At 63.4% G+C, this 12,972-nt stretch carries 10 protein-coding genes; 9 read left to right on the forward strand and 1 reads right to left on the reverse strand.

The window, feature by feature from the left end; genetic code table 11:
- The first annotated feature begins 92 nt into the window (after nt 1-92).
- Nucleotides 93-422, forward strand: a complete 330-nt coding sequence (locus HBO09_RS08450) for a hypothetical protein (protein WP_070996090.1) — start codon at nt 93-95, stop codon at nt 420-422.
- A 588-nt stretch (nt 423-1,010) separates the two neighbouring features.
- Entirely contained in the window at nt 1,011-1,259 is a 249-nt protein-coding gene (locus HBO09_RS08455; protein WP_169993086.1) for a DUF1652 domain-containing protein, read from the forward strand.
- A gap of 3 nt (nt 1,260-1,262) precedes the next feature.
- On the opposite strand, the gene HBO09_RS08460 is transcribed toward HBO09_RS08455, so the two are convergent.
- Nucleotides 1,263-1,625: an NUDIX hydrolase gene (locus HBO09_RS08460; protein ID WP_169956953.1), complete on the reverse strand. Its 363-nt coding sequence runs from the start codon at nt 1,623-1,625 to the stop codon at nt 1,263-1,265.
- A gap of 141 nt (nt 1,626-1,766) precedes the next feature.
- Here HBO09_RS08460 and HBO09_RS08465 point away from each other — a divergent pair, with 141 nt between their 5' ends.
- The 7 genes from HBO09_RS08465 (at nt 1,767) to HBO09_RS08495 (ending at nt 12,955) form a co-directional block, all read left to right on the forward strand.
- The gene (locus tag HBO09_RS08465) at nt 1,767-2,735 is read left to right on the forward strand and encodes a Gfo/Idh/MocA family oxidoreductase (protein WP_169993084.1); all 969 of its coding nucleotides are present in this window, start codon (nt 1,767-1,769) and stop codon (nt 2,733-2,735) included.
- 107 nt (nt 2,736-2,842) lie between these two features.
- Nucleotides 2,843-3,481 carry a ribonuclease T2 gene (locus HBO09_RS08470; RefSeq protein WP_169993082.1) on the forward strand — a complete coding sequence of 213 codons (639 nt, stop codon included), beginning with the start codon at nt 2,843-2,845 and terminating at the stop codon, nt 3,479-3,481.
- Nucleotides 3,482-3,535: 54 nt separating this feature from the next.
- Nucleotides 3,536-4,153, forward strand: coding sequence for a transcriptional repressor LexA (lexA, locus tag HBO09_RS08475; RefSeq protein WP_169993080.1), 618 nt, complete (start codon nt 3,536-3,538; stop codon nt 4,151-4,153).
- Entirely contained in the window at nt 4,153-4,764 is a 612-nt protein-coding gene (imuA, locus tag HBO09_RS08480) for a translesion DNA synthesis-associated protein ImuA (RefSeq protein WP_169993078.1), read from the forward strand. The genes lexA and imuA overlap by 1 nt, the downstream gene beginning before the upstream one ends.
- Nucleotides 4,765-4,771: 7 nt before the next feature.
- Entirely contained in the window at nt 4,772-6,187 is a 1,416-nt protein-coding gene (locus HBO09_RS08485) for a DNA polymerase Y family protein (RefSeq protein ID WP_169993076.1), read from the forward strand.
- Nucleotides 6,163-9,261 carry an error-prone DNA polymerase gene (locus HBO09_RS08490; protein ID WP_346266427.1) on the forward strand — a complete coding sequence of 1,033 codons (3,099 nt, stop codon included), beginning with the start codon at nt 6,163-6,165 and terminating at the stop codon, nt 9,259-9,261. Before HBO09_RS08485 ends, HBO09_RS08490 begins: the two co-directional genes overlap by 25 nt.
- Before the next feature lie 1,576 nt (nt 9,262-10,837).
- Complete coding sequence (locus tag HBO09_RS08495) at nt 10,838-12,955, forward strand: PAS domain-containing hybrid sensor histidine kinase/response regulator (RefSeq protein WP_169993072.1); 2,118 nt, start codon at nt 10,838-10,840, stop codon at nt 12,953-12,955.
- Nucleotides 12,956-12,972 lie beyond the last annotated feature (17 nt).

Consider the following 12,972-nt stretch of genomic DNA (forward strand, 5'->3'; position numbering starts at 1 on the left):
GGAAGAACGTCAAGAAGGCATTTTGCTGGCCCCCGTCTACCGCATGTTTCGCCAAAATCACTTTTATTTTCAGGTGGTTAGGTGGGATGCCAATGCGCAATGTAAAAATCACGCTACTAGCCTTGGCCCTGGCCAGCGGGGCGGCGGCGGCCCAGGGCAAGGCGCTGCGTGAAGGGGATCGATACATGTGCAGTTGGGGCGCGGGCACGGCGGCCCGGGCCCAGGAGCTGAAGTTGGCTGGCGTTTCATTGTATGCGGCGCGGCAGAAGATCCAGCGCTACAAGTTCGACAAGTCCTGGATGCGCATGATGGCCATGGGCATCACCGAGCAGACCTATGACAGCCCCTCGCGTCTCAAGCCGGCAGCAGTTCGTTCGAGCTTTTATGAAGAGTGCGTGCGCTACAAGTTGGCGCGCAAATAGAAGGGCGCAAGACCTACCGCAGGAGCGGGCTTGCCAGCGAAAAGCGTCAACGATGACGCGGGGTGTCTGGTCCCCCGCGGTGCTCTCAGGTGCTTGGCCGGCAAGCCGGTTCCTACAAAAACATCAGCTATGTTCAGCGATGTTTATTAACCTGATAGTTATTAAGGTTTTATTCCCGCAAGTTTTGAAGTTGCACCAAAAAGTGGCACTGAAAGTGTCGTGCTCCATAAAAAATGTGTGGTTATTGAATGACTTAGCGCTGTTTCAATCCGACGAAAGGCTATTAATCAACTTGTTACAAGTTGTCTCAGTGGTTATTATTGCCGGGCGTTCACCTCCCACGGTTTATGCATTTTTAAATCCCAAGTTTCCATCAGCTACTTGGGATTTTTTTTGCCCGCGATTTGGCCTTCATACCGTGAACCCGGATGAACGTGCGTGGTTTTTCTGACGTCATTGCACCAGCGCTGTCGCGCAAAAATGTGGGGTAGCTAACACTTTCGTAGGATTGGCCACACGGGTTGCACAACCTGATCTAACCTGCAGGGATCACGTCCATCGCGTCATGTGCGAACAAGGGTGCCCAGGATGATTCCCATCGTTGAGTTGCGCCGCATCATGGCGTCCGGTTTCGCCCCGCTGTCGTGCGACTGTAGCGTCAACTCCGAGGGTTTCTTGATCATCCGCGTCTTCGAGCCCAAGTCCGGTCGCGTGGAGCTGCTGTTGAATGGCGTGGCGCCCGAGGGCCTGGATAACATGCGTACCATCTCCAACCTGATCGGCGAACTGCGCACCGAGATGAAGGCCGGGCGCCGTGGGTTTGCGGCATTCGGCTAGGTATCAGAGCCTGCGCAGAAACGAACGGACAATGCGCTTGGTGGCGTCGGTAGCGTCCAACTGCTCCAGCGCGCTGTAGGCATGCCATTGGCAATCGATGATTTCATTGCAGGGCCGGGCCTGGTCGATGTTCACCACCGAGGCTTCAAACACGTGATGCAGCGTGTCACTGGCCTTTAACTCCTGCAGATACAACAAACCATCCACGTTCAGCCCGGTTTCCTCTTGCAGCTCACGCTCGGCCGCGCCGACCGGGCGCTCATCGCGCTCGACCTTGCCGCCGGGCAACGCCCATTTCGACCTGGCCTTGCGCACGAACAGAATGTGCCCTTCGTGTTCGCAAATCACCGTTGCGCGTATTTTCATGGTCTGTGCCCCCGCAGCCAGATGATCGTCATAAAAGTGTAATGCAATTGTCATGCTTGGTCTTTATGGGGGGAGGCTGGAGACCGTGCAGGAAAACGCCGATACTGCCCAACTGAAAAAATACCGGTGAAGGAAAGTCAGATGAGCACCATCCGCTGGGGCATGATCGGTTGTGGCAGTGTTACTGAAGTAAAGAGTGGACCCGCTTTCTACAAAGCGCCAGGTTCGGCCCTGGTGGCTGTGATGGGGCGTCGTGAGGAAGCGGTGCGCGATTATGCGGCACGCCACGGGATTGCCCGGTTTTACACCGATGCCCAGGCGCTGATCGATGATCCCGAAGTGGATGCGGTGTACATCGCCACGCCACCGGCCAGCCACCTGGAATACAGCCTGCTGGTGGCGGCGGCGGGCAAGCATTGCTGCGTCGAGAAGCCGATGTCGCTGAATGCCGAGCAGAGCGCATTGATGCAGCGCACTTTCGAGCGGGCCGGGCTGCATCTGTTTGTCTCCTATTACCGGCGCTCTCTGCCGCGCTTCCAGCAGGTACGTGCCTGGCTGCAAGAAGGGCGCATCGGCGAGTTGCGCCACCTGAGTTGGACGTTGTGCAAGCCGCCTGCGCCGACGGATACCCATGCCAGCAACTGGCGTACTGATCCGGCGATTGCCGGGGGTGGTTATTTTGCCGACCTGGCCAGCCATGGTTTCGACCTGTTCCAGTACCTGGCGGGGGATATCGTCGAGGTCACGGGTTACACCGCGCGCCAGGCCGGGCGCTATGCGGCGGAAGACGCGGTCACCGCCTGCTGGAGCTTCAGCTCGGGCGCGCTGGGCATGGGCTGCTGGAACTTTGTGGCTGACCGGCGCGAGGATCGGGTCGAGTTGATCGGCAGCACAGGGCGTATCACGTTTTCAGTATTCGACGAGCAGCCGTTGCAGCTGCAAGCCGAAGTCAGCGAGACCCTGCATATTGCCCATCACCCCCATATCCAGTGGCACCACGTGCTGGGCATGAACGCCCATATTCGCGGCGAGAGTGTGCACCCGGCACTGGCGATCGAGGCCTTGAAGACCGACCGGATCATGGATCGGGTGTTGCAGCGCAAGCCCTGACTCTCAGAGTTGTTGAGCTTTCGGCGGCGCGGCGGCGCGTTACCTGACTGCGTGACGGGGCGGTCGTTCATAACAATGGCCGCTCACTTTAATGAAGGATTGACTCGATGAAATGGAGAACCTCCTGGATCGCCCTGTGCCTGGTATTGACCGCCCTGGCTGATGCTGCCCCCCGCAATCAGGGACAGGCCGGCGACTTTGATTTTTATGTGTTGTCACTGTCCTGGTCGCCGACTTTTTGCCTGACCCACCCGCAGGACCAGCAATGCACGGGCAAGGGCTACGGCTTTGTGCTGCATGGCCTGTGGCCACAATATGCGCGAGGCGGTTGGCCGGCATCTTGCCTGCCGCAGTCGCAGTTGTCGGCCGAGGAACTGACCAAGGGCATGTCACTGTTCGTCACCGAAAAACTGCTCAAGCATGAGTGGGCCAAGCACGGCACATGCAGCGGCGTGGAAGCATCCGAGTATCTGGACAAGACTGATACAGCATTGGGCGTGGTGCAGATTCCGCAGGCGTTCGAGCCCTTCAATGTGCCGGGCCCACTCGCAGCCAGGGACATTGAAGCTTTGTTTCGCGAGAGCAACCCCGGCATGGGGCGCCACGGCATGGCCGTGATCTGCAAGGGTAAGGTGTTGTCGGAGGTGCGGGTCTGCTTGAACAAGGAACTGCGCTTTGCCGGTTGCCCGCAGAGCATCAAGACGCAATGCCGGGGTGGCGAGATCCGCATTCCAGCCCAGCGATAGATGGGCCGGCTTCTGACTAGCGGCTATTGTCAGAAATTTCCCACAGGAGTACAAATGTACTCCATGACGACTCTTACTCCCCGCCGTGCCGCCATCCTGAACTTCATCCGCGAGCGTATCGCGCAGCAAGGTCAGCCGCCCAGCCTCGCCGAGATCGCCGAGGCCTTTGGGTTTGCCTCACGCAGTGTGGCGCGCAAACACGTGCTGGCGCTGACCGAGGCCGGTTTTATCGAGGTCAACCCGAATCAGGCCCGGGGTATTCGCCTGCTCAATCAACCAGTACGCCCCGAATGGCTGGATGTCCCGGTGCTGGGCCGCGTTGCAGCCGGCCTGCCCATCGGCGCCGATGCCGAAGTGCACGCACGGCTGATGCTCGACCCTGCGACCTTCGCCCGGGTTCCGGATTACCTGCTGCGGGTCCAGGGTGACTCGATGATCGAAGACGGCATTCTCGATGGCGACCTGGTGGGCGTGCGACGCAGTGCCGAGGCGTTGAACGGGCAGATTGTGGTGGCGCGCCTGGATGGCGAAGTCACCATCAAGCGTTTCGAGCGGGCGGGCGACAGTGTGCGTCTGTTGCCGCGCAACCCTGCTTATCAACCTATCGTGGTCCGTCCCGACCAGGACCTGGCCATCGAAGGCGTGTTCTGTGGCCTGGTGAGACAAGGGTGATGGGCGCCGTGGTTGCACTGGACTCGCTGTTCAATGGCGGGCGGGTCTGGAAGGGGCGGCCGGCCGCGCCGCCGGCCAGTGTGCATCCCACGGGGCTGGCGGCCCTGGATGCGGTGTTGCCCAGCGGTGGCTGGCCGGAGGCGGCCTTGAGCGAAATCCTTGTGGCCCAGCAGGGCGTGGGCGAATTGCAACTGGTCTGGCCGACCCTGGCGCGGCTGTCGGCGGCCGGCGAGCGCATTGTGCTGGTGGCGCCGCCGTATACCCCATACCCCCACGCCTGGCAGAACGCCGGCGTAGACCTGCGCCAGCTCTCGGTGATCCAGGCCGATGAACGCGATGCCTTGTGGGCGGCGGAGCAATGCCTGCGTTCGGGCAGTTGCGGCGCGGTGCTGTGCTGGCCGCGCAAGGCGGATGATCGGGCCTTGCGCCGCTTGCAGGTGGCCGCCGAGACCGGCCAGACCCTGGCGTTTGCCTGGCGGGCCCTGGGCGAGGCGATCAACCCGTCACCGGCCGCCCTGCGCCTGGCCGTCGAGCCGAGCCAGGTGCGGGTGCTCAAGTGCCGGGGCGGCCTGGCCCATCCCGCGCCGATAGCCCTGGCCCGCGGGCACTGAGGTTGATATGCGCTGGGTGTGTATTGTCTTCCCGCAATTGGCGTTGGACGGGGTCTTGCGTCAGCGCCCCGAGCCCGAGCAACCCTTGGCGTTGTTGGCCGGCCCAGCGCAACGCCGGGTGTTGCAAACCGTCAATGCCGCCGCGCGAGCCTTGGGCCTGCGCCCCGGCCAATCTCTGACGGCGGCCCATGCCCTGACCAAGGCGTTTGCCTGCGTTGAATACAACCCGGTGGATATCGACCGCTACCAGCAACTGCTCGCGGCCTGGGCCTATGGTTTCAGCTCCCAGGTCAGCGTGTTCTATCCGCGGGCCTTGCTGTTTGAAATCGAATCGAGCCTGGGCCTGTTCGGGCCGTGGCCGCTGCTGGAAGCACGCTTGCGTGAGGAACTGAGCGACCTGGGCTTTCGCCACCGTATTGTTGCCGCCCCCAACCCGGCCGCCGCGCGCGTATTGGCCAACGCCTATGACGGCCTGGCCGTGGCCGATGCCGAGGGGCTTGCGCAAGCCCTTGGGCCGATGCCGATCGATCGCGTCGGCCTCGACCCGCAAGCCGCCACGGCCTTGTCGCGCATGGGCCTGCGGACCCTGGCCCAAGTGCAGGCGTTGCCCCGGCATACCTTGGCCAGGCGCTTCGACGCAGGGTTGCTCAAGCACCTGGATGCCTTGACCGGGCAACGGGCGCTGGCCCTGGATTTCTATCAGCCGCCGGATCGTTTCGACCTGCGCATCGAATTGAACTTCGATGTGCAGTCTCACCAGGCCCTGCTGTTTCCCTTGCGGCGTCTGACCGGCGACCTGGCGGCGTTCCTCTGTGGCCGCGACAGTGGCGTGCAGCGTTTTGCCCTGCACCTGGAGCATGCCGAGGCGCCGGACAGCGTAATCACGGTTGGCCTGTTGAGTGCCGAGCGCGAACCGTCGATGCTGTTTGAACTGGCCCGTGGCCGTCTGGAGCAGGTGCTAGTAGCCGCGCCAGTGCGTGGCCTGCGCCTGCTGGCCGAGGACCTGCCGGTGTTTGTGCCCCAGCGCCAGGACCTGTTCGACGAGCGCCCGCAGCAAACCCTGCCCTGGGCACAATTGCGCGAGCGCCTGCGGGCGCGTCTGGGGGATGAGGCGGTGCAGGGCTTGCGCTTTCATGCTGACCATCGCCCCGAGTGTGCCTGGCTGCCGGGCAGCGACAGCCGCGTCTGCCCGCCCTTGAACCCGGTGCAACGCCCTGGCTGGTTGCTCAAGGAGCCGACCTTGTTGGCCGAGCAGGGCATCCAGATCCTGCTGGGCCCGGAGCGCATCGAGTCCGGGTGGTGGGATGGCGCGGATATCCGCCGCGACTACTACCTGGTGCGCACCCGCGCCGGGCAGCAAGGCTGGGCCTATCGCACCGTGGGTGACAGCGCCGGGTTGTGGCTGCAGGGTTGGTTTGCATGACCCAGGGCTACGCAGAACTGCATTGCCTGTCCAACTTCAGCTTCCAGCGCGGCGCGTCCAGTGCCCGCGAGTTGTGCGAACGCGCCAAACAGCAGGGTTATCACGCCCTGGCAATCACCGACGAATGCACCCTGGCCGGCATCGTGCGTGCCTGGCAGGCGGCCAAGGAAGTGGGGCTGGCGTTGATCGTCGGCAGTGAGGTGCGCCTGGAGAACGGCCCGAAACTGGTGTTGCTGGTGGAGAACCTACAGGGCTACCAGCACCTGTGCCGGCTGATCACCCAGGCCCGGCGTCGTGCCGAAAAAGGCCAGTACCGCCTGTTGCGCGAAGACTTCGCCGACCCGGTGCCGGGGTTGCTGGTGCTGTGGTTGGCCGAGGAGGGCGATACGCCTGCCGAGGGCCAATGGCTGTGCGAAACCTTCAATCAGCAGCTATGGCTGGCGGTAGAGCTGCATTGCGCCCAGGACGATGCCCGTCGTCTGGCGCAGCGCCTGCAACTGGCCGCCAGCCTGGGGCTGCCGGCTGTGGCCTGTGGCGATGTGCATATGCATGTGCGCAGCCGGCGCGCCTTGCAGGACACCATGACCGCCATCCGTCACCACCTGCCGGTGGCGCAAGCCGGTCACCGCCTGCACCCCAATGGCGAGCGGCACTTGCGCAGCCTGGAGACGATCGGTGCGCTGTATCCGGCGCACTTGCTCGAGGAGTCGCTGCACATCGCCCGCCGTTGCACTTTCGACCTGGGGCAGTTGCGCTATCAATACCCCAGGGAGTTGGTGCCCCAAGGGCACAGCGCAAAATCCTGGCTGCGCGCCTTGACCGAAGAGGGCATTGCCCGGCGCTGGCCCGAGGGGGCGTCAGCCAAGACCCTGGAGCAGATCGGTAATGAACTGGAGTTGATCAGCGACCTGGGCTACGAAAGCTATTTCCTTACAGTGCACGACATCGTGCGCTTCGCCCGCAGCCGTTCGATCCTCTGCCAGGGCCGTGGCTCGGCGGCCAACTCGGCGGTGTGCTTTGCCCTGGGCATCACTGAAATCGATCCCAGTCGGATGAACATGTTGTTCGAGCGCTTCCTGTCCCGGGAACGCAACGAGCCGCCGGACATCGATGTGGACTTCGAGCACGAACGCCGCGAAGAGGTGCTGCAATACGTGTTCCAGCGCTATGGCCGGCGCCGCGCGGCCTTGACCGCAGTGGTCAGCAGCTACCACGGTGCCGGGGCGGTGCGTGATGTGGCCAAGGCCCTGGGCCTGCCACCGGATCAGGTCAATGCCCTGGCCGATTTTTGCGGGCGCTGGAGCGATGAAGCGCCGCCCCTGGAGCGCTTGCGCGAGGGTGGTTTTGACCCCGAGAGCCCGGTATTGCGACGGGTCCTGGGCTTGACCCAACAACTGATCGGCTTTCCGCGCCACCTGTCCCAGCACCCCGGTGGCTTCGTGATTTCCGAGCAACCGCTGGACACCTTGGTGCCGGTGGAAAACGCCGCCATGGCCGAACGTACCATCATCCAGTGGGACAAGGATGACCTGGACGCCGTGGGCCTGCTCAAGGTCGATATCCTCGCCCTCGGCATGCTCAGCGCGATCCGCCGCTGCTTCGACCTGCTGCGTCGCCATCGTCACCGCGACCTGACACTGGCGACGGTGCCCTCGGAAGATCCGGCAACCTACGCGATGATCAGCCGCGCCGACACCATCGGCGTATTCCAGATCGAGTCCCGGGCACAGATGTCCATGCTGCCGCGGCTCAAGCCCAAGACGTTCTATGACCTGGTGATCGAAGTGGCCATCGTGCGACCCGGGCCGATCCAGGGCGGCATGGTGCATCCGTATCTGCGCCGGCGGAACCAGGAAGAGCCCGAGACCTATCCGTCGCCCAAGCTGGAGGCGGTACTCAAGCGCACGTTGGGTATCCCGCTGTTCCAGGAGCAAGTGATGCAGATCGCCATTGTCGCGGCGGACTATACCCCTGGCGAAGCTGACCAGTTGCGCCGTTCGATGGCGGCCTGGAAGCGCCATGGTGGCCTGGAGCCCCATCGCCAGCGGCTGCGCGCCGGTATGCTCAACAACGGCTACAGCGAGGCCTTCGCCGCCCAGGTGTTCGAGCAGATCAAGGGCTTTGGCAGCTATGGGTTTCCCGAGTCCCACGCGGCCAGTTTTGCCTTGCTGACCTATGCCAGTTGCTGGCTCAAATGCCATGAACCGGCGGCGTTCGCCTGCGCTCTGATCAACAGCTGGCCCATGGGCTTCTACAGTCCGGACCAGATCCTGCAGGATGCGCGCCGTCATCACTTGCAGGTTCGCCCGGTGGATGTGACCGCCAGTGACTGGGATTGCAGCCTGGAACCTATCGACGGCGAGCAACCGGCGATTCGCATGGGCTTGCGCATGATCAATGGCTTTCGCGAAGAAGATGGTCGGCGCATCGAAAAAGCCCGCCAGGCCGCTGGATTTTGCGATATCGCCGACCTGGTCGAGCGCGCCCGACTGGACAGCCGGGCCCAGGAACTGCTGGCGGATGCCGGGGCCTTGCGTCAGTTGACCGGGCACCGGCATCAAGCGCGCTGGGACGTGGCCGGGGTGGAGACGCAACTGGGATTATTTGCCGGGGCGTCGAGCCCCCAGGAAGAGGCGGTGCAACTGCCGGCCCCCAGCGTCGGCGAAGACCTGTACGCCGATTATGCCAGCGTGGGCACCACCTTGGGCCCCCATCCCTTGGCGCTGTTGCGTGATCAATTGCGCGCGCGGCGCTGCCGCAGTTCACAGGAACTGCAGGCGGTGGAGCATGGGCGCAATGTCAGCGTTGCCGGCCTGGTCACCGGGCGCCAGCGCCCGGGCACCGCCAGCGGCGTGACCTTCGTGACCCTGGAAGACGAGTTTGGCAACATCAACGTGGTGGTCTGGCGCGACCTGGCCGAGCGTCAGCGCCAGGTGCTGGTGAACTCACGGTTGCTCAAGGTGGAGGGGCGCTGGGAGGCGGTGGGCGAAGTCCGCCATTTGATCGCTGGCCGCTTGAGCGACCTGACGCCGCTGTTGGCGGGGATCAGCGTGCGTAGCCGGGATTTTCGCTGACGGGTACAACGCTCTTCTTTCAAAAAACACCCCTGTGGCGAAGGGGGGGCTTGTTGTGGCGAGCGAGCTCGCCCCGCGCTGGGTGGCAAAGCCACCCCAACCGCCTCCCCATGCACCGCCAGACACACCGAGGTGGCAGGTTTTGGGGCTGCTGCGCAACCCAACGGGGGCGATACGGCGTTCCGGCAAGCCCCCTAGCCACAGGGAACTTGCCACACCCTCGAACCTACTATGGACCACTAGCTTTATGTGGCGAGCGGGCTTGCCCCGCGCTGGGTGGCAAAGCCACCCCAACCGCCTCACCATGCTCCACCAGACACACCGAGGTGGCCGGTATTGGGGCTGCTGCGCAACCCACCGGGGGACAAGCCCCCTAGCCACAGGGAACTTACCACACCCTCGAACCTACTATGGACCACTAGCTTTATGTGGCGAGCGGGCTTGCCCCGCGCTGGGTGGCGAAGCCACCCCAACCGCCTCACCATGCTCCGCCAGATACACCGAGGTGGCAGGTTTTGGGGCTGCTGCGCAACCCAGCGGGGGACAAGCCCCCTTACCACAGGGAACTTGCAGCACCCTCGAACTTACTGTGGACCACTGGCTTTATGTGGCGAGCGGGCTTGCCCCGCGCTGGGTGGCGAAGCCACCCCAACCGCCTCACCATGCTCCGCCAGACACACCGAGGTGGCCGGTGTTGGGGCTGCTGCGCAGCCCACCGGGGGACAAGCCCCCTCGCCACAGGGAGCTTGCCACAGGGAACTTGCAGCCCCCTCGAACCTACTATGGACCACTAGCTTTATGTGGCGAGCGGGCTTGCCCCGCGCTGGGTGGCAAAGCCACCCCAACCGCCTCCCCATGCTCCGCCAGACACACCGAGGTGGCCGGTTTTGGGGCTGCTGCGCAACCCAACGGGGGACAAGCCCCCTCGCCACAGGGAACTTGCAGCGCCCTTGAACTTACTGTGGACCACTAGCTTTATGTGGCGAGCGGGCTTGCCCCGCGCTGGGTGGCGAAGCCACCCCAACCGCCTCAACATGCTCCGCCAGACACCCCGATATGGCAGGTTTTGGGGCTGCTGCGCAACCCAACGGGGGACAAGCCCCCTCGCCACAGGGAGCTTGCCACAGGGAACTTGCAGCACCCTCGAACCTACTATGGACCACTGGCTTTATGTGGCGAGCGGGCTTGCCCCGCGCTGGGTGGCAAAGCCACCCCAACCGCCTCACCATGCACCACCAGACACACCGAGGTGGCCGGTTTTGGGGCTGCTGCGCAACCCACCGGGGGACAAGCCCCCTAGCCACAGGGAGCTTGCCACAGGGAACTTGCAGCACCCTCGAACCTACTATGGACCACTGGCTTTATGTGGTGAGCGGGCTTGCCCCGCGCTGGGTGGCGAAGCCACCCTAACCGCCTCACCATGCACCACCAGACATACCAAGATGACAGGTTCTGAGGCTTGCTGCGCAACCCAGCGGAGGACAAGCCTCCTAGCCACAGTGATACAGAGTGAAACCATCCAGCACCGCTATGCTCCAACTTTGGCGAATGTCTTCTCTTTGTATGAGCAGGGTCCATGCAATTCTTATCCAATACCCATGGTTGTGACGGCTGGGGCGGTGAAATGGCCCAAAGGATTCGTGCCTTTGACTGGTCGACCACGGACCTGGGCTCGATTGACAGCTGGTCCACCAGCCTGGCCTGTGCCGTGCAGATGCTCCTTGCCTCGCCGGTGCCGATGGTGATGCTCTGGGGGCGCGCCGGGTACATGATCTACAACGACAGTTACTCGGTGTTTGCCGGCGGCCGGCATCCGTCCCTGTTGGGCATGCCGGTGGAGCAGGGCTGGCCGGAAGTGGCCGACTTCAACCGTCATGTCATGAACACCTGCCTGGCCGGCGGCACCTTGTCCTATCGCAACAAGGCCTTGACGCTGCTGCGCAATGGTCAGCCCGAAGACTTGTGGCTGGACCTCTATTACAGCCCGGTAGCCGGTGATGACCAGCAGCCGGCCGGGGTGCTGGCGATTGTCGTGGAAACCACCGCGCATGTGCTGTCCGAGCGTTTGCGCCAGGAAGCGGAGGGGGCCTACCGCGTGGCGGACGAACGCTTGCAACTGGCGCTCAATGCCGGGGCGTTGCTGGGCTCGTTTGTCTGGGATGTGCTGCCGGATCGCCTGTCGGGTGACGCGCGTTTCGCCCGCACCCTGGGCCTGTCCATGGAAGATGTGGAGCAGGGTCTGCCCATCGCCGCCGCCACCGAGGTCATCCATCCAGACGATCTGGCGCGGGTCAATCGCCAGATTGCCCGTACCGTGGAAGCCGGTGGGCCGTTTAACGCCGAGTTTCGCGTGCGGCGCCCTGACGCCAGCTATCTGTGGGTACTGGCCAGCGGGCGTTGCGAGCTTGACGCGGACGGTCAGCCGCTGCGCTTTCCCGGGGTGATCATAGATATCCATGTGCGCAAGATCGCGGAAGAGTCCCTGCTCAAGCTCACCCACACCCTGGAACAACGCGTCGCCGCCGAAGTCCAGGCGCGCTCGGCTGCCGAGGACCAGTTGCGCCAGTCGCAAAAGCTCGAGGCCATTGGCGGGCTGACGGGGGGCGTGGCCCATGACTTCAATAATCTGCTGCAGGTGATTGCCGGCAACCTGCACTTGCTGGCCCGCCATGAACGGGACAACCCCCAGGTACAACGGCGCGTCGGTGCTGCCCTGGCTGCGGTCGAGCGTGGTGCCAAGCTGTCTTCGCAACTGCTGGCGTTTGCCCGGCGCCAGCCCCTGTCACCGGCGGTGTTCAACCCCCGGCGCATTTATGAAGGCCTGGGTGAGTTACTGCAGCGGGCCCTGGGAGAAACCATCCAGATCGATGTGCAATTGCCGCAAGACCCGTGGTGTATTCATGTCGATCGCAATCAGTTGGAAAACGCCGTGCTCAACCTGGCGATCAATGCCCGGGATGCCATGAAGGGCGAGGGGGTGATCCGTATCACCGGTGAAAACATCACGCTGTCGCCCGAGGATGGCAGCCGCAACGGGATTGTCCCCGGTGAATATGTGCGCCTGTCGGTCAGCGACACCGGGGCCGGCATGCCGCCGGCGGTGCTGCGGCGGGTCTTCGAGCCGTTCTTTACCACCAAGCCGGACGGTCACGGCACCGGCCTTGGCTTGAGCATGGTGTTTGGCTTCGTCAAGCAAAGTGGCGGGCATGTGCAGGTCAGCAGCGAGCCAGGCCAGGGCACCGTAGTGCAGATGTACTTCCCCCACAGCCTTGAGCCGGAAAGCGAGGAAACCCCTGCCCAGGTGGCGTTGCAAGAAGGCGGCCGCGAAACCATCCTGGTCGTGGAGGACAATGAAGGTGTACGTGCCGCTGCGGTGGAGCTGCTGCAACAGGCCGGCTACACGGTAATCACTGCCGAAGACGGGGATGACGCCATGCTGATGCTGCGCACCGGTTTGCGGCCGGATCTGATCTTTACCGATGTGGTCATGCCCGGGCGAATGAAAAGCACGGACCTGGCCGAATGGGCCAAGGTACAACAGCCGCCCGTTGCTGTGTTGTTTACCTCCGGGCATACCCGCGACGTGCTTTCCAGCAACCACCAGTTGGGTGCCGATATTCACCTGCTGGGTAAACCCTATAGCCCTGATGCCCTCGCGCAGCGGGTACGCTCAGTACTCAATGCACGTAATTGAACGTTTGCCCCGGTTCC

Origin of the sequence: Pseudomonas sp. WS 5027 (assembly GCF_012985695.1) — a bacterium.
Lineage (GTDB): Bacteria > Pseudomonadota > Gammaproteobacteria > Pseudomonadales > Pseudomonadaceae > Aquipseudomonas > Aquipseudomonas hygromyciniae.